This is a genomic window from Polyangium jinanense (genome assembly GCF_028435365.1).
Genome location: NZ_JAGTJJ010000004.1, coordinates 387,674 through 404,274 on the forward strand (window position 1 = coordinate 387,674; position 16,601 = coordinate 404,274).

Here is a 16,601-nt window from a genome sequence, read left to right on the forward strand (position 1 = left end):
GGGTCTGGGAGGACTACGAGAATCGAACCATGCCCCGGCCCATCGCCCTGTCCGAGCGCCGCGACGCCTTCCAGCGCGACGGTTTCCTCGTCCTGTCCGGATTCGTCTCGGTCGAAGCGTGCCTCGCGCTGAAGCGCCGCGCCGAGGAGCTCGTCGCCGCCTTCGACCCGGAGGCGCACCGCTCGATCTTCACCACGCACGAGCAGACGCGCACCTCCGACGACTATTTCCTCGAATCAGGCGACAAGATCCGTTTCTTCCTCGAGGAGGGCGCGATCGGGCCGGATGGCCGCCTGCGCGTGCCCAAGGAGCGCGCGCTCAACAAGATCGGCCACGCGATGCACGACCTCGATCCGGTCTTCGATCGATTCTCGCGCACGCCCGAGCTCGCGGCGCTGGCGACCGAGCTCGGCCTGTCCCGACCGGTCTTGCTTCAATCGATGTACATCTTCAAGCAGCCCCACATCGGCGGTGAGGTCGTTTGCCACCAGGACGCCACGTTCCTCTACACGGAGCCCGTGACCGTGACGGGCCTGTGGTTCGCGCTGGAGGACGCCACGATCGAGAATGGTTGCTTGTGGGCGGTGCCCGGCGGCCATCGGCAGGGGCTCAAGAAGCGTTTTTTGCGGGACGGGCGCGGGGGCACGCGCTTCGAGGTGCTGGACGAGGCGCCCCTCGTCGAGGACGGCGCCATTCCCCTCGAGGTCCCGGCCGGGACGCTGGTCGTGCTGCATGGGCTCTTGCCGCATCGAAGCGCGGAAAACCGCTCGGATCGCTCGAGGCATGCCTATACGATGCACGTCGTCGAGGCGGACGCGTATTACCCCGCGGACAACTGGCTCCAGCGGCCGGACCTGCCTTTGCGCGGGTTTCAGCCCCCGAGCGCCTGATCGAGATCGGCGATGAGATCGTCCGGGTCTTCGAGGCCCACCGACAATCGAAAGACCCCCTCGCCCGCCGCGGCCCGATACGCGGCCTCCTGCGCCCCGGCGAGGCGAAACGACGTGCGAAGGATGTCGTCCGTCGGGATGTAGAAAAGCAGGCTCTTCGTTTTTCCGAGCGAAACGGCATACGAGATGACCCGCAGCCGTTCGGCGAACTGTTTCGCGAGCGCCGGGCTGCCGTCCTTCACCGTGAACGCGAGCAGACCCGACGCATTTTGCATCTGCCTCTCGGCGAGCGCGCGTTGCGGGTGGCTCGGCAAGCCCGGCCAGTGGACCGCGGCGACCCGTGGATGCGCGGTGAGCCAGGTCGCCACGCGCCGAGCGTTCTCCTCGTGGATCCGCATACGCGCGGGAAGCGTCTCCAGCCCGCGCAAGACGAGCCAGGCCGCGAACGGGTGCAGCGCGGCGCCGTAATGGATCAACGCCTCCTTGCGCAACGCTGCCATCCGCTCCGCGCTCCGCCCAACGACCGCGCCGGCGATCGTATCGCCGTGGCCGCAGATGTACTTCGTCAGCGAATGCACCACGTAATCGGCGCCCAGCGCGAGGGGCCGAGTCGCGATGGGGGTCGCGATCGTCGAATCGACCGACAGCTCGGCCCCGGCCGCATGCGCGACCTCCGCAATCGCTGCGATGTCCGAGAGCTTCAAAATGGGGTTCGCCGGCGTCTCGATGTGCACGAGGCGCGTCGCGCCGGGCCGGATCGCGGCTGCGACGCATTCGGGATCGGCCGTGTTCGTCGTCGTCACCTCGATCCCGAAGCGCGGGAGGGTCTCGTGCGCGAGTTCCGCGACGCCGGCATAACACACGTCGGACAGGACGAGATGCGCGCCCGCGCCAAGCCTTGCGAAGAAGAGCGCCGAGACCGCCCCCATTCCGCTCGCGAAGCAGACGGCTGCCGCGCCTTCTTCGAGCGCGGCGAGCCGCCCCTCTAGAAGCTCGATCGTGGGATTGCCCCAGCGCGTATAGAAATGCGGCGCAGCCTCCTGGAGATCGGCCGCGGAAAAACCGACGGCGTCCGGGGCCGTGTGGAAGCTCGTCGTGGTCGTGATGGGGGGCGAAATGGGAGCGCCCACGGCACGCGGGGCGCCCTCGGGCAAACCTGCATGGAGCGCGAGGGTGGCGGGACGATGCGGCGACGATTTCATGGTTCTCTCCTGGCATCCGTGACGAACGCGCTCTCGGGGAGCCCAGCCACCCCCGGCGGTGGCTTTACGGATCCGGCCACAACTTCAACTGCGGATCCGGCCAGCGGAAGGGGTTCTGCTCCGCGTTCGCGTTCGCGAAATCCGCCTGGCAGGGGGCGACCTGGCCGGGCTCGTTGAGCAAGGTCCAGAACGTGGCGCAGACGTTCTGCGAGATGAACGTCCTGCATTCCTCCATCGTATGTTCGCCCGGCGTCGGCTGGCTGTAATAGGCGCGCACGAAGTCCCAGGCGATCTTCTGCATGTCGGCCGCCGGCTCGGCATTGATCTCCGCGGGGACGGCCGCGCCGACCGGCGAGGCGCGGAAGATCGATGCGTACGTGACCAGTGCCAGGTAATACGCGCCGAGCGGCGTCATGTGGACGTTGTCGCTGAAGATCATGTCGAGCTTCTGCGACGTCGTGCCCGTGATGCCTTGTACCTCGTCGTTCAAGATGTGCTCCACGAGATCGACGAGCGCCGCGCCCGCGGGGAGCGCCTCCACCCGGTCGGTCCGCCCCTCGGCCGCGAGCGAAAGGTTCACCTTGCTCGCCACGCATTCCCACGCGTAAAGCGCGTTCTTCTCGTGGTCGATCCACGTCTTCGGGGCATTCTTGTCGACGTCGAGCCAGCTATGGTAAAATAGCGTATGCCCGGCCGGGTTTCCGTCGATCAATCGGTCGTGGTAATGGCGCAGGAAGCCGAACGTATCCTCCCACCAGATCGTGCCCAGGATGTCGTGCCGCTCCGTAATCACGAGCGTATCGTAGAGCTCGCCGGGCCCGAGCGTCTTCGGGGAGAGCAGCTCTTCGATCACGTTCATGTCGCTGCCTTCGCGGTTCTTCCCGGTGCTGTATCCAGGCCAGTCCGGCGCGTCGAAGCTCCCGCCTTTGGTCCTCACCCGGATCGGCGAGCCGATGCCGATCTGCTCGTTGAAATTGAAATCCTTCCCGAGGCTCTGCGCGATGGTCAGGACGTGGTCCGGCAATGGATTGTCGGTGAGGCTGTGCCCGGACAGGAACATACGCGCCGACGCGCGCTCCGCGAGCCCACCACCCGCGCCGCCGGTGCCGCCCGCGCCGCCCGCGCCGCCCGTGCCGCCGCCAGCGCCGCCATTCCCTCCCGCGCCGGTCCCGCCAGCGCCGCCCGTATTCGACGACGACGGGTCATCCGAGCATCCGGACGCCGCGACCACGGCAGCCACGCCTGCCAGAACGAGCGGAATCCACCGGCCCCGAAAACCACGATGATTCATGACTTCCTCCAGGAAAAGCAAGCGCCGTAGCGACCCATACGAGTCCTATCGCCCAATGCCATTCCCTGTCAAGGAGCGCCGGTGGTTCCGCGGCTACCGCTTCTTTTTCCGCTTCTCGCCGAGCACCGCGCGTTTCGTGGCGAGGTACGCCCCCGCATCCGGCTTCTCGCCGTGCGCCCAGTTCTTCATGAGCGGCACGACCTCGTCGTCCCAGGGATCCGCGAGGCGCATGCGCACGAAGTCCGCATAGAGCGCCGAGAGCGAGGTTTCGAGTTCCTCGAGCAGCATCATGCGCTCGTAAAACACCTCGTGTTTCTCGTCGTTCTTCTTGAGCTGCGTGGGCAATTTGAGGCCCGAGAGCCCCAGCGAATCGGCCTTGAGCGTCCAGGCATACTCGCGCTCCCCGCGCACGAGGCGCATCTTCGCCTCTTTCGGGAGCTTGCCCTGCCGGAGCGCCTCCTTCGCCTCCGGCGACGAGGCCGGAATCGCGCCCTTGAGCCGGCTCTCCTCTTTCTCCAGCACCAGCGTGATCTGCGCCTCCAGCCACATCGAGACCGGATCGCCGCCCGTCGGGTGCAGGTTCGTCTCCTGCATCTCGCTCTCGAACCAGAGCCAAACCACGAATTCGCGCCCCATGAAGCGACGCCCCTCGATGAGATCCAAGAGCTCCATCAGCGCGCCTCCTCTTCCAATCGGGCAAGCGTCATCGGCTCGAGCCCAGCGAAGGACCGCACTTCCGTGGCGTCGAGACCCAGGCGATCGGCGGCCGTGCCCGGGCTCTCAGGCACGAGGTCGACCTTGAACGTGCGCTTGAAGAGGTCATCGAGCAGGGCCGCGATGCGCTCGGATTGGCTGTACAGATGGAGCACGTTCGTTCGCAAATTCCACACCATGTCGTAACTCTTCATCGAAGGCACGAGCTGGCGCCGGAGCTTGCGTACGACCATCGTCTTCAAATCGGCCTTCGCCTGTCGGCCGAGGCGCTCGAGCCCCCTCTTGGCCAGGAGCGCCTGCTCGGCCTCGCGCAGATGGGCCTTGAGCAGCGGCCCGGGGATAACCCAGCGATCGAGGCGCAGGCCCAGACAAACGTACTCGTTGTAAAAGACTTTCTCGTGATCGAGGTCCGTGTCGAAGGGCTCCTCGATGTTGGCCCAGCCCGCGCCCTCGTTCTTCTCGTCGTCGGGCGAGAGAGGCTGGAAAGCGTTGGCACGGATGCGCTTCAGCGTCGTTCCGGGAACATCGTCGGGGATATCACCGGTAACGTAGAAGCGCGAGAACGTGAGGCTACCGCGGAGTGCACCCAAGGTCGCGCCCATCTACGAGCTTCGCGGCGCGGAGGCAAGAAAGTTCAGGCCCACCCCGCCGCATCGGCCACGCCGAGCCGCTTGCAAACCTCGACGAGCGCCACCTCCGCGCCGGCGGCGATGGACATGATGCCCCGCTCGTGGACGCGGGGCGTGGGGTCGATGTTGAAGACGGGCACGCGCCGCCGGAGCGCGAGTTTCGTCACGAGATCGGTCACGCCAACCGAAAAGGACGTGCCCGCGAAGATCACGAGCTGCGCCTGCACCTGCGCGGCGAAGCCCACCCGCCTCCAGTGGTAATCGTGGTGGCCGGCATACGTCTCGTCGAACCAGAGGACGTGCATCCGCAGAAAGGAGCCGCACGAAGGGCAACGAGGCACGTTCGCCTCCACAGGGTTTGCCCGGAACGCCGCGAGATCGACCTCACTCGCCGCGATCGATCCCGCCGGGGCGCCGAGCTCGCAGTCGACCCGCGAACACCGATACCGATCACTCGTCCCGTGGACCTTGATCATGCGCTGCGACCCGGCCTGCTCGTGCAGCGTGTCGATGTTCTGCGTGATGAGGAGGAACTCGCCGCCCCTTTCGATCTGGAATCGCTCGAGCGCCGCGATGGCGTGATGCCCCGGGTTCGGCTTTTTGCCTTCGAGGTTCTCGAATCGCGAAAGATACCATTGCCACGAGCCCGCCGGGTCCTCGCAGAAAAACGCGTGGGTGCCGAGCTCGGTGACGTCGCGCTTCCAGATGGCGTCGGGATCGCTGCCGCGGAACGTGGGGATCCCGCTGGCGTGGCTGACGCCAGCGCCCGTGACGATCAAGATCTGGTCGGCTTGCGTGGACCGCACGGCGTCCGTGAGCGCAGCGAGAGCGTCCTGCATGGACAGGATGGTAGCACGGAAGGCGTGGCGTGGAGAACGGAGCGACCCCCCCCCGGGGCGATCTCAGGCCTTGCCCGCGCCGCGCGCCGAGAGCTCACGCCGGAGCTTCGGCAGCTCTTTTTTTCCGATCTTGGTGCGGATGATGTCGGCGATGCGACCGCGCTCGTCGTCCTCCGGGAACGTGAGCAGATCCATCGGCAATAGGTCGAGCCCTTGCGCGATGCGCACGAGCGTCTCGATGGTGATCGCCGCGAGGCCGTGCTCGATGCTGGAGAGATGCCCCTTCGACAGTTGTCCGACATCGGCAACGTGCTGGAGGGACAGACCTCGCTCGAGGCGAAGCGCGCGGATGCGCGCGCCGACCTTGGCGGCTGCGGGAGAAGGTATGGTTCGTCTGGGCATGATGTTACGATGCCACAACCTTGCTCCGGCGACAAACGAAAGTTTGGCGGCGGGTAGCGCGGACCACGCGCGGGGCAGGCCCGCACCGCCCGGTCCGCGCGTGCAGAGGTCAGCGCCGCGTCGTCCCTCGGACCGTCCGGCACAGGCGAAATCCAATCGTCGGATCACTCGCCTTGTTGGGGTCGAGGCCCATGCGGAAGGAGACACGCACCGCCCACGCGCAATCGGCCCACGAGCCTCCGCGGAGCACGCGCTGCTTCCGCCTCGCCGTCGCGGGTCCCGTGGGGCGCGCGCGCGGGCTCTCGGCGTAGTACGCGGCGTCGTATCCGTCGGCCGTCCATTCCCGCACGCCGCCGCTCATCCCGCGAAGGCCGTACCCGTTCGGCGGGAGGGCCTGGGGCGGACGGATCGAGAACGCGTCGAATCGACCGAAGTCGCAAAGCTCGGGCGTGGGCGGATCGTTGCCCCACGGATAACGACGGCCGACAAACCCGCCACGGGCGGCCTTCTCCCACTCGGCCTCGGTGGGCAAACGGTAGATCACGCGCTCGTTCGACAGGGCCGTTCCGAGCGCGTTCGCCTGCGCCCACGAGACCGCGACCATCGGCTTCTGGTCGTACGTCCAGGGGCGTGTCGCGTCGTTCCGCGGGACGTCGCCGAACAACTCTTTGGAGGTCGTCACGTGCTCGCCGTCGCGGCCGCTTCGCCACGCTTGCTCGGGGGCGTGTGCGTGCCAGTCGCGGGCCTGGATCGTCTCGCTCTCGCAATACTGGCGGCGAATCTTGTGGTCGTTGTGAAGGGAAAACAGCTCGTTGTCGTACTTCCCCGTCTTCGGGTCCCGCATCGGTTTGTGCTGGGGCAAGCCGGAAGGCGGCGGCGGCCAGCCGAGGAGGGCGTGATACGCGGACCACGTGATGGGGACTTCGGTGATCCAGAATGGGTCGAGCTCGACCGCGTGCACGGGCCGCTCGTCGGGGTCGCCGTCCTCCGCGCCCATGAGAAAGGGCCCCGCGGGCACGTATCGAAAGACGAGGCCGTGCTCCTCGAGGCGCAGCCGATCGAGCAGGAGCGCACGCGCGGAGGTGACGTCGGGATCGTCCGGGGCGACGTTGAATGCGGCGTCGCAGGCGGTCGCGGCCTTTTCGAGCTCTCCTTGCGCGGCGAGGTTCGCGGCGAGGTTCAAGAGCTCCGCGGCCGAGGGCAAAACGCGCTCGGCCGAGAGGAGCCATTCCGTGTCGAAAGGTTTCATGCGAGCCTCCGCTGCGCCCGAAGCACAGTGAGCGGATTGCGGCGGGCCGGTACGCGCTCATGCTCGGCGAGCCAGGGATCAGGGGCATTGACGTCTCCGGCAATGACGAGCGAGCGCGCGCGGCAACCGCCGCCGAACGTCGCTGTGCCCGTGCCGTCGCCGGGCAGCCCGCGGATTCTGCGAAATCGTTCGCCCTCGCTCCAGATGCGATCGAACGGGGTGCGACGGATGTTGCCTTCGACGAACGTGGGCCCGAGGAAGCTGCAGGGGTTCACGTCGCCGCCGACGGAGATGGAGCAGACCGTATTGCCCGCGCCGCACCCCCAGTTGTCGTGGACGACGGCCTGCGAATCGTGGCGGCTCTTCGGGGAGAACGGATCGATCGCGCGCACCGCGGCGGAGCGGCCCGCCTCGTCTCCGCCGAGGGTCCAGATCGAATCGAGCGCGCGCTCGTAGTCGGCGAACGACGGCCAGAGCTCCTCCCGCGCCTCGGCCGAACCCACGGGATAAAGCGGCCGGAACACGGCCGTGAATGCGCCCGTCTTCGCGGCGAGCTCGGCGAACGCGCGCGCCTCGTCGGCATTGTGCCGCATCACCGTGAACGCGAGCGAGAATCGCGCGTGCGCACGGAGCATCGCGAGCTTCTCGAGCACCCGATCGAACGTCCCCGCGCCGCGGACCGCGTCGTTCGTCGCGGCCGTCGCCCCATCGAGGCTGACGTTGAGCCAGACGAGCGACCGTTCGCCGAGCTTCTTCGCGGTCTCCTCGGTCAGCATGAGCGCGTTCGTCGTGAGGCACGGGTGCAGGCCGTGGCTCGTCGCGAGATCGAGGATGTCGAAGAGATCCTTGCGGAGCAGCGGTTCGCCGCCCGTGAGACCGAGGCGGAACGATCCCATTCGGGCCAGCGTGGCGAACAACGTATCGAGCTCGGCGAGCGTGAGCGGCGGCTCGCGGCGCGGCAGCTCACCGGCGAAGCAATGCGAGCAGGTGAGGTTGCACGCGGCAACGACCTCGAGGTGCACGGCGAGTGGCCCCGTGAGATGATCGGCCGGCGGCACGAGGTCGAGGGCCTCCCCGTCGAACCGCAAATCGTGGGTGAAAAAGTCCTTGCGATAGAACGCCTCGGCGAACGCGCCGAGCGCATCCTTTCGCTCGGGCGGGGCGGCGTCGATCATATCGCCGAGCGAGACCGAGCGAGCGCGGAGCAGGACGTCGGTCGCTTCGTGATCGAAGGGAAAATACCGCGAAGTTCGTCGATCGAAGACGGTCGATCCGAAGAACTGCGGCACGAGCACGAGGGGCGGGCGCGGGCTCACGGGGCACCTCCCAGGGCGATGTCGAAGGTGCAGCGCACCCAGAGCGGACCTGTCTGTCCTGGCAAACCGATGACACGCGCGCCCGTCTTCAGCACTTGCTCGAGGTGCCAGTTTTTCTCGGGATCCTTCGTCGCGGCCTTCATGCGGACGAGGGGCTGCCAACCGCTGTCGTCGAAACCAGGCTCGCGCCATCCCTCCCCTTTCGGCGGCGTCGTCGATCCGAGCATCACGGCACCCGCGCCCGAGAGGACCTCGACCTTGCGCCCGATCGACCGCGAACGATCGGGCTCGACGGTCCCCTCGGGGCCGTCGTCCGAGTACCTGAGCGCGAGCGCGAGCTGCGGCGGCAGGCCGTCCTTCGGGCGCACCGAGAGCGCGAGCACGTGGCGCCCCGCGCGCGCATCGACGCGGCTCGACGTGAAGGGCGCGCCGTCGAAGAAGAAGTCGGCCCCGCCCGTCGTCCAGCCCCACAGGTGCAGCGGCAGCGCTTCTTGCGGGTCGATCCATCGGAGGATCGCCCCGCCACACCCCGCCGGCACCTCGCAGCTCGAATATTCTTCGAGCACGAGGCGGCCCGACGACTTCTCGTAACGAGATACCGCGTTGACCTGAACCTCCCGCTTCTTCGCCATTCGCGGACGGTATCATGCGCCCGTTCGAGGAACGACACGGATTTGCAGGGCCCCCCTTCCGTCTGGGCCGGCGCATGCACCACCTCCCTCGGGGAGATCACCATGCGCGCTGCACGAAAGCTCGATCCGCGTGACCTCGGTCGATTGCACGCCCGCCCCACGCCCGGCCCCCGCGACGACGCCCAGCGCGGCGACAGGCCGCTCGGCCTCGGCGACAAACGCGACGGGATCCTCTTCATCCCCTCGAGCTACGATCCCGCCCGCCCGACCCCGCTGATGCTCTGCCTGCACGGCGCCGGCGGCGAGGCCCGCCATCGCATCGACGCCATTCGCCCGGAAGCCGAGCGCGACGGCGTCATCCTCGTCGCGCCCGATTCGTTTGGCTCGACGTGGGACCTGCTCCGCGGCGGATACGGCTCGGACGTCGCCCGCATCGATCGCGCGCTCACCGCCGCCTTTGATTGCCTCGCCGTGGACCCCACGCGGATAGCGATCGAGGGGTTTTCCGATGGGGCCTCGTATGCCCTCTCCCTCGGCCTCACGAATGGCGACCTCTTCCGATTCGTCTTCGCGTTTTCCCCCGGATTCATGCGGCCGCTCACGCAGGTGGGGGCGCCCGAGGTCTTCATCAGCCACGGCGTGAACGACCCCGTCCTCCCCGTTCGATGCAGCCGGAACATCGTCCCCTCTCTCGAAGCCGCGGGATATCACGTGACGTACCGCGAATTCGACGGGGACCATTACGTGCCCCAGGGCATGCTCCGGGAGGCGATGGATATCCTCCAGGGCGCGACGACGTGATCAGTGCCGCCTGCGGTTCGTCTCGAACCCGCCGACCATGATGGCGTGGTCGAGCGGCTCGGGACGGCCGAACGTCTCGTTGCGCGCCTTGTCCGCGCAAGGGCCGCAGAGCAGCACCTTGCCCACGTCGACCGCTTCGTACAGGCGAACCTCCCCGAGCACCGCGCAGGCATAACAAGCGCCCACGCCGCGGACCGCTCCGCTCCGCCGGGAGGCGAGCGTGGGGAGAGAATGGCGCTCGGCAGGCGCACGCCGCCTCACCATCTCCACGGGCGCACGCTCGGGCATCGGCGCGACGCGAGCTTTCCCGCTCGGACCGATCTTCACGAGTTTCCGCGCCTTGCCTTCTCCGGCGGCGCTCGTGGGTGCGTGCCGCTTCATCCGTTCCTCGAAACGGATATACAGAATCCTCCGGGGCCTGTCCAGACCGGACGCCCCGGAGGCTCCTTCACGCGCGCGGCGCGTGGGCTAGCGATTCGTAAAGGCTTGCGTCGACGCCTTTCGCTTCCGGGCCACGCGCCTCCGTCGCGCGAACGTCGCGGCGGCGAGCACGAGCGAGCCGAGGAGCAGCGGAGACGCGCTGCCACTGCCTCCGGCCGTGAGCGCACAGCCGCCGCCGTCGCTCCCGTCGCACTGCGACTCGCCCCATACGGCGTCCTTCTTCGCGAGGTAGTTCGAGCAGGCAGAACCCTCGCCGTCGCTGGTCGTCGCGAGCATTGCGTTGATCGCGTCCTGCTTCGAGATCTTGGGCACGTCGAACCCGCAGACGACCTCCGCGGTTCCATTCGCGTCGAGCCGCACCGCCAGGCCGGCGCCTTGCTCGTGGATCGGGACGAGCACCGGGGCACCGACGGTGTTGCCTGCATTCGAAACGTTGGTGAGCGTGTCGCCCACCATGGCGACGGAGGCATCGCCGTGAAGGACGTCAACCTTCACCGTGGCCGTTCCCCCCGACGTGACGGCAGTCACGGTCGCCTCGGCCACGGCGACGTTCCCCACGCCGGTATTGTTGCAGAAGCAGGCGTCGGCCTTGGACTCGAAGCAATACTCCGGCTGGATCCGAGCCGCCTCCGCCGCCGTGAGCCCCGCCCGATCGAGCCAGGCGCGGAGCGCGGCGTCTCCCTCGATCTCGCGAATGAACGCGTTGTTCGCCGTCCTTGCCACGCGCGCGACGAGATCGGTCTCGCCCGTCGACTCGATGAGGTACGCCATCGCGCAACGCGTCCCGAACGCGTCGACGAAATAGGGCATCCGGATCCCAGGGAAATCGAGGTTCCGCGGGAAACGCCCGGTGCGGGCATAACGCTGGAGCTCGGCGATCAAGCCCGCGCGCGCCGCGCGTTGCTCGGGCGAAAGGTGGCTCGTATCACGGGCGCGCAGCTCGGCGAGGACCGTGCGGAAATGGGCGACGAGGCGCGTTTTCTCCCTGGCGAGCGGGGAGCGCCCGTGGCGCAGAGTGGCACGCCGTCGGGCAGCAGGAGACGAGCGACGAGACTTGGACGTCAAAGCAAAGATCATTCTGGCTCCTTCGGGGCGCCCATCCGCGCCCCGGCAATCCCGATCCTAGCAGGAGTCATGCCGTCGCGAAGAGGGCGTTCAACGCAATGGCGAGCCAGCCGGCGAGCAGCATGAGGCCGCCGAGGGGCGTGACCGCGCCGAGCACGCGACGACCGGTCAGCGTCATGACGTAAAGACTGCCTGAAAATAGAAAAATCCCGCCGAGGAAGAACCAGGGCGCGAGGGCGCTGCCCTCCTTCGTCGGCGTGGGGTGCAATGCCGTCAGGCCTATCGCAAGGGCGTGGAGCAGGTGGTATTGGGATCCGGTCTGCCACCAGCCGAGGCGCTGCTCGGCGTCCGGGAACTGCGTGACCCATTTCTTGAGGCCGTGCGCCCCGAACGCGCCGAGCGCGACCCCGAGGAAGCCGACCACGCCGGCGAGCAGGAGGGAAAAACGTTCCATGCGTGGAGCGTGACGCGCGCACAGCGTTCGTGCACGAACCCGGAAGCACGAAAGTACCTGGGACGGAGCCCGGTTGTCGCGGTATGTTGCCTGCCCGATGAAATTCCGTGCCGCGGTCCCCTTCGCCCTCGCCCTCGCGCTCTCTGCCTGCTCGATGAGCGCTCCGCCGTGCCTCACCGGCGCGGTCCCCCAGGTTGGCCGTCCCGTCCCCGACGAGATGTTCGCCCTGATGCGGCGCGAGCGGGAACGAGCCGAGCGCGCCTCGCCGCTCGTCCGAGCCCATATCCTCGAAACGATCCCCCGGCTTTTCCCCGACGTCAGTGATCTCCTGCTCGCGCCGCCTTGCGACGAAGAGCTCGAAGCGGAGAGCGCGGCGGCGTTCGACGAAAAACCCCTCCACTTCACACGCTTGCTCGTCGCGCGCATCCGCACCGTGCACGACGCGGAGATCCTCATGGCGCTCGTCAAGCGGGACGAGGCGAGCATCACGGAGTACGAGCTCGGCCCGGACGAACCCGGGCCACGTCCGCCCAAATCCTTCGTCCGATATCTCGCGCTCGCCAGCATTCCCGCGTTCTGGGTGGTCAGCAATGTCCCCGAGGGCGGGCGGCTCCTTCTCGATCGGGTGCGCAAGAGCAAGGACGCGCGCGAGCAGCTCCTCTTGCACGACGCGACCTCCGCCATCTATGAGCATATGCTCTGGGGACATCCCGAGCGCGCGGTGGGCGACAAGGGGCCGGCGATCCTCCGCGGCTCGCTCCCCGAAATCAAGCGGAGGCTCGCAGGGCCCGCGGACGCGGCCTCGCTGGAGCTCGTGCTCCTGCAGATCAACGATCTGGGCACGTACGGCGTGCGTTTTGGCCTGGAGCGGGAGGCGCGGGCGCTCGTGAACGAGATCCTCGCGGCGAAAGGCGAGGTCCCGCTGACGCAGGGCACTCCGGGCGCGGCGCGGGACCTCGCGGAGGTGGCGCGCGGGGCGCTCTTCGATCTCGATACCCCGCAGAAATCGGTCAGCGGGGTGGAGCTCCCGCGGCCGCGACGAGATCGAATGTATGCCCAGGAGGAATTGCTTTACATGGAGCCTGGGAGCGGAAAGGTCCCGGAGGCCGCCGCGCTCGCCCGCGTGCGCGAGCTCGACCAGGAGCTCGAAACGCTGCGCTTCAATGCGCCCCGCTGCTACGTGCTCAACGAGCTCGGCCGATGGCTGCCGCCCGCCGAGGCGTCACGACGCTTCGACGCGTTCATCGCGCCGATCTTCGACGGAGAGCGCATCCGCCTCGACACCGAGTCCGTTTGCCGCATGGATGTCGCGCTGGGCCTCGACGGCGTGGACGAGGCGCGGCGCGTAAAGCTCCTTGAAAAGCTTCTCACGGCGAAGCCCGAGCAGGTCAGCCCGCGTGACCGGAGCCGCGACGAACATCATCCGGCGATTGCCTACCCTGCGGACGAGCAGCCCTTGTGGTCGGTCGTGGCGCGCGCCCTCCTGGTTCATCCGGGATGGATCGAGCGGCACGCCGGGGTGCGCGCCTGGCTCGAACAGCAGGCCCTCGCGCCGATTCCGATCGATTCTGCGACGGCGGAGGTGTGGAAGTACTTTCAGCCCTCGTTCGAGCGTGTGATCACGTTCCACGCCTCGGGCGCGCCCGGCGCGTCGATGGATACGGCGCGCGCGATTTTGCGCGGCTACATGCAGCCCGACCCGCCGGATCGGAAGAAGGTCGCGCACATCTACTTCCTCGAGGTGTCGAGAGCCCGAACGCGCGCGCTCGGCGAATACGGCAAGCTCGTCGGGCTCGTCCCGGAGATCACGGCGTACCTCGAAGAACGAAAAACGGAGCGCGCCGCGGCGATCGCGCTCCATATGCTGAACCTCTAGCGGTGGCCGGCGAACGACGGTAGCATCGCGCCCAGGGAGGAGCCCTCGCATGACCGACCGCGACAAGTACAACATCAACCTCGACGTGAAGTTCCAGCACCTCGAGCGCATCGACGTCCCCTCCGTCGTCGCCGCGTGCACCGAGAAATGGCAAAACCGGACGCTCACGCAGGTCAATGGCAGCGTGGTGCGGCTCGGGGTCGTGGAGGGCGATTTCCATTGGCACAAGCACGACGAGGACGACGAGTTCTTTTTCGTCCTCGAAGGCAAGCTGCTCATCGACCTGGAGGATCGGACGATCGAGCTCGGGCCGCAGCAGGGCGCGACGATCACGAAAGGGGTGATGCATCGGCCGAGGGCCCCGGGGAGGACCGTCATGCTCATGGTCGAGACGACGGCCATTCAGCCCACGGGAGATCCGTGAAGGATCCGCGGCGCGGGGCCGCGCGTACGTGGGGCGTGAGGCGACGTCTTTTGCTTCCTGCCCTCGTGCTCGTCCTCGGCTGCAGCGCCGCGCCCAAAGCGCCCCCCGCCGCCTCGCGCGGGCTCGTGCGCGAGGGGACGCCGGACGCGGTGAACCTCGCGCTCGCGCGGGCGAAGGAGAAGAAGCAGTTCTTCACGTGGCAATCGTTCTCGCCGGAGACCTTCGCGCGCGCCCGCGCCGAGCGGAAATTCATTCTCCTCGACGGCGCGGCCTCGTGGTGTCACTGGTGCCACGTGATGGACGAGACGACGTACCTCGACGAACGCGTGGGCCGCCTCCTTCACGAAAAATTCGTCGCCATTCGCGTGGACATCGACGAGCGCCCGGACATCGGCGAACGGTATGCCGACTGGGGCTGGCCGGCGACGATCCTGCTCTCGCCCGACGCCGAGGAGATCGGCAAATATCGCGGATACCTGCCGCCGGACGAGCTCTTGCCCATCCTCGAAGCGATCGCCCAGGCGGACGCGGAGAGCGGGGAGAAGTCGCCGGATCCGGCGCGAATCGTCCCCGCGCCCGAGGCGCTTCCGTGGATCGCCGCGCGGGTCTCGATCGACATGGACCGGTATTTCGACCGAGAACAGGGGAGCTGGGGTGATTTTCAGAAGTCGCCGCTCGGCGCGAACGTGCAGTTCGAGCTTCGGCGCGCGGCGCACGGGGACGCGCTCGCGCTTCGGCGCGCCGTGTTCACGCTGGAAAAACAGCGCGCGATCCTCGATCCGGTCTGGGGCGGCATCTACCAGTATTCCGCGGGATCGACCTGGACCGAGCCCCATTACGAGAAATTGATGCCCTACCAGGCGGCGAACCTCGAAGCGTACGCCGCCGCGCACAAGGCCGCGGGCCGCAAGGATCTGCTCGAGGACGCACGCGGGATCGCGCGGTACCTCTCGACCTTCCTGTCGAATGCCGAGGGCGGTTTCCTCGTGAGCCAGGACGCGGACGTGGGCGCGCACGAGGAGGGAAAACCGTTCATCGACGGGGACGTGTACTATCGTCTCGACGACGCCGGGCGGCGCAAGCTGGGGATTCCGCGGATCGACGAGCACGTGTATGCCTACGAGAATGGGCTCGCCATTGCGGCGATGTGCACCCTGTTCGAGGCGTCGGGCGACAAGGACGCCCTTGCACGGGCGGAGCGGGCCGCGGCCCTGGTGATGGCGAGCCACGTGGGGCAAGGCGGCGCGGTCGAGCACGACGCGAAGAACCGTTCGCCGGTTCATTATCTCGCGGACGCCGCGGGGTTTGGCCGGGCGCTTGTACGGCTCTTCGAGGTCACGCAAAACGCGACCTACCGTGACACCGCGCTCCGGATCGCAGAGACGATGGAGAAAACACTGCTCGACGAGGCGACGGGGGCATATTTCGCGCACACGAAGGATCCTTCGGCGGTCGGCGTGTTCGCGCGGCGCGAGCGGCCGTTCGTGAGCAACACGCAGGCCGCGCGGTTCCTCGCGGGGCTCGGACGGATCACGGGAGATCAAGCGTTTTTCACGCGCGCCAAGAGGACACTCGTGGCCATCGGGAGCCCGCGCGGTGTGGCGGAGCAGGGCCGGATGGTCGGGGAGTTCTTGCTCGCGCTCGACGAGGCGGGCGTTTTTCCTTGGCCGGGTGCGCGCTGAAGAAAACGCGGAGCTTCAAGGGCTTGCGGGAACGAGCAGGCTCGTGGAACACTACGTCGCCACTTCGTGCAGGAGGACGCGTGAAGCCCTCGATACGATCCATACCCCTCGTGCTGATGCTCGGCGCCCTTGGCTGCGCGAGCGCTCCCACGCCGCCGGTGGCCGCTTCCGTGCCGCCCGTGACCACGACGACGCAGGAACCCAAGGGCGCCGAGCCGCCCTCCGAACCGCCGCCTCCGCCGCCTGCATCCACGCCGAAGGTCTTCGGCTATCGGGATTTCCTCTCCATTGCAGGCGTGCGCGCCAGGGCCACGCTGGACGACGTCGAGGCGGCTTGGGGCAAGGGGGAACGGAAGAGCGACAAGATCCGGTACAAGGACGGGCCCACGGTGTCGGTCATGCCCTCCGGAGGGCTGATGATCGATATCCACGTGGGCGCGGCGGACTGGGTGAAGCAGCACGCGGACGGGCCGCTGTCCATCTGGGGAAAAACCTGCGAGGAGGCCGCCGCGGCGCTCGATTTCACAGATTCGGTGGGCGCGTACACGACCTGCAAGCATTACGAGAAGGACCTGTTCCTCGACGTGACCTTGATGTGCAGCTCGGGTCGCGTGAGCACGATCGCCGTCGTGTGGTATCCGTTTTCCCCGGCAGACGCGGTCCATCCGCTGCCGCCGGATCATTGTCGCTGATC

18 protein-coding genes are annotated in these 16,601 nt (G+C 67.6%); 6 read left to right on the forward strand and 12 right to left on the reverse strand.

Translation table 11 applies throughout. The features are described 5' to 3' along the window. Positions 1-29: 29 nt before the first annotated feature. Positions 30-890 carry a phytanoyl-CoA dioxygenase family protein gene (locus tag KEG57_RS12965; RefSeq protein ID WP_272419795.1) on the forward strand — a complete coding sequence of 287 codons (861 nt, stop codon included), beginning with the start codon at positions 30-32 and terminating at the stop codon, positions 888-890. On the opposite strand, the gene KEG57_RS12970 is transcribed toward KEG57_RS12965, so the two are convergent. The 9 genes from KEG57_RS12970 to KEG57_RS13010 all read right to left on the reverse strand — a co-directional run bounded on the left by KEG57_RS12970 (position 872) and on the right by KEG57_RS13010 (position 9,164). After that, positions 872-2,092: a trans-sulfuration enzyme family protein gene (locus KEG57_RS12970; RefSeq protein ID WP_272419794.1), complete on the reverse strand. Its 1,221-nt coding sequence runs from the start codon at positions 2,090-2,092 to the stop codon at positions 872-874. The two genes, KEG57_RS12965 and KEG57_RS12970, sit on opposite strands and share 19 nt — an antisense overlap. A gap of 64 nt (positions 2,093-2,156) precedes the next feature. Further along, complete coding sequence (locus KEG57_RS12975; RefSeq protein ID WP_272419793.1) at positions 2,157-3,383, reverse strand: single stranded DNA-binding domain-containing protein; 1,227 nt, start codon at positions 3,381-3,383, stop codon at positions 2,157-2,159. A gap of 93 nt (positions 3,384-3,476) precedes the next feature. Then, on the reverse strand, positions 3,477-4,055 hold the full coding sequence (locus tag KEG57_RS12980) for a hypothetical protein (RefSeq protein ID WP_272419792.1): 579 nt from the start codon (positions 4,053-4,055) through the stop codon (positions 3,477-3,479). Beyond that, the gene (locus KEG57_RS12985) at positions 4,055-4,687 is read right to left on the reverse strand and encodes a hypothetical protein (RefSeq protein WP_272419791.1); all 633 of its coding nucleotides are present in this window, start codon (positions 4,685-4,687) and stop codon (positions 4,055-4,057) included. Before KEG57_RS12985 ends, KEG57_RS12980 begins: the two co-directional genes overlap by 1 nt. A gap of 44 nt (positions 4,688-4,731) precedes the next feature. Beyond that, positions 4,732-5,565, reverse strand: a complete 834-nt coding sequence (locus KEG57_RS12990) for an SIR2 family NAD-dependent protein deacylase (RefSeq protein WP_272419790.1) — start codon at positions 5,563-5,565, stop codon at positions 4,732-4,734. Positions 5,566-5,628: 63 nt separating this feature from the next. Beyond that, positions 5,629-5,967, reverse strand: a complete 339-nt coding sequence (locus tag KEG57_RS12995; RefSeq protein WP_272458504.1) for a helix-turn-helix domain-containing protein — start codon at positions 5,965-5,967, stop codon at positions 5,629-5,631. A 109-nt stretch (positions 5,968-6,076) separates the two neighbouring features. After that, entirely contained in the window at positions 6,077-7,216 is a 1,140-nt protein-coding gene (locus KEG57_RS13000; protein WP_272419788.1) for a formylglycine-generating enzyme family protein, read from the reverse strand. Then, on the reverse strand, positions 7,213-8,532 hold the full coding sequence (locus KEG57_RS13005; RefSeq protein ID WP_272419787.1) for a radical SAM protein: 1,320 nt from the start codon (positions 8,530-8,532) through the stop codon (positions 7,213-7,215). Before KEG57_RS13005 ends, KEG57_RS13000 begins: the two co-directional genes overlap by 4 nt. After that, on the reverse strand, positions 8,529-9,164 hold the full coding sequence (locus tag KEG57_RS13010) for a hypothetical protein (RefSeq protein WP_272419786.1): 636 nt from the start codon (positions 9,162-9,164) through the stop codon (positions 8,529-8,531). The genes KEG57_RS13005 and KEG57_RS13010 overlap by 4 nt, the downstream gene beginning before the upstream one ends. A gap of 102 nt (positions 9,165-9,266) precedes the next feature. Between KEG57_RS13010 and KEG57_RS13015 the strand changes: the two genes are divergently transcribed. Then, positions 9,267-9,965: an alpha/beta hydrolase gene (locus KEG57_RS13015; protein WP_272419785.1), complete on the forward strand. Its 699-nt coding sequence runs from the start codon at positions 9,267-9,269 to the stop codon at positions 9,963-9,965. Here the strand turns inward: KEG57_RS13015 and KEG57_RS13020 are convergent, their stop codons facing one another. The 3 genes from KEG57_RS13020 to KEG57_RS13030 form a co-directional block, all read right to left on the reverse strand. Then, positions 9,966-10,346 carry a hypothetical protein gene (locus tag KEG57_RS13020; protein ID WP_272419784.1) on the reverse strand — a complete coding sequence of 127 codons (381 nt, stop codon included), beginning with the start codon at positions 10,344-10,346 and terminating at the stop codon, positions 9,966-9,968. Positions 10,347-10,433: 87 nt separating this feature from the next. Then, the gene (locus tag KEG57_RS13025) at positions 10,434-11,483 is read right to left on the reverse strand and encodes a hypothetical protein (RefSeq protein ID WP_272419783.1); all 1,050 of its coding nucleotides are present in this window, start codon (positions 11,481-11,483) and stop codon (positions 10,434-10,436) included. A 55-nt stretch (positions 11,484-11,538) separates the two neighbouring features. Then, on the reverse strand, positions 11,539-11,925 hold the full coding sequence (locus KEG57_RS13030) for a DUF423 domain-containing protein (protein WP_272419782.1): 387 nt from the start codon (positions 11,923-11,925) through the stop codon (positions 11,539-11,541). Positions 11,926-12,022: 97 nt separating this feature from the next. On the opposite strand from KEG57_RS13030, the gene KEG57_RS13035 reads away from it, so the two are divergent. The 4 genes from KEG57_RS13035 (at position 12,023) to KEG57_RS13050 (ending at position 16,599) form a co-directional block, all read left to right on the forward strand. After that, a complete protein-coding gene (locus tag KEG57_RS13035; RefSeq protein ID WP_272419781.1) occupies positions 12,023-13,801 on the forward strand; it encodes a hypothetical protein in 1,779 nt (592 codons plus the stop codon). Positions 13,802-13,850: 49 nt separating this feature from the next. Beyond that, positions 13,851-14,225, forward strand: a complete 375-nt coding sequence (locus KEG57_RS13040) for a cupin domain-containing protein (RefSeq protein WP_272419780.1) — start codon at positions 13,851-13,853, stop codon at positions 14,223-14,225. A 35-nt stretch (positions 14,226-14,260) separates the two neighbouring features. After that, positions 14,261-15,907, forward strand: a complete 1,647-nt coding sequence (locus KEG57_RS13045; protein ID WP_272419779.1) for a DUF255 domain-containing protein — start codon at positions 14,261-14,263, stop codon at positions 15,905-15,907. A gap of 80 nt (positions 15,908-15,987) precedes the next feature. Continuing rightward, a complete protein-coding gene (locus KEG57_RS13050; RefSeq protein ID WP_272419778.1) occupies positions 15,988-16,599 on the forward strand; it encodes a hypothetical protein in 612 nt (203 codons plus the stop codon). Positions 16,600-16,601 lie beyond the last annotated feature (2 nt).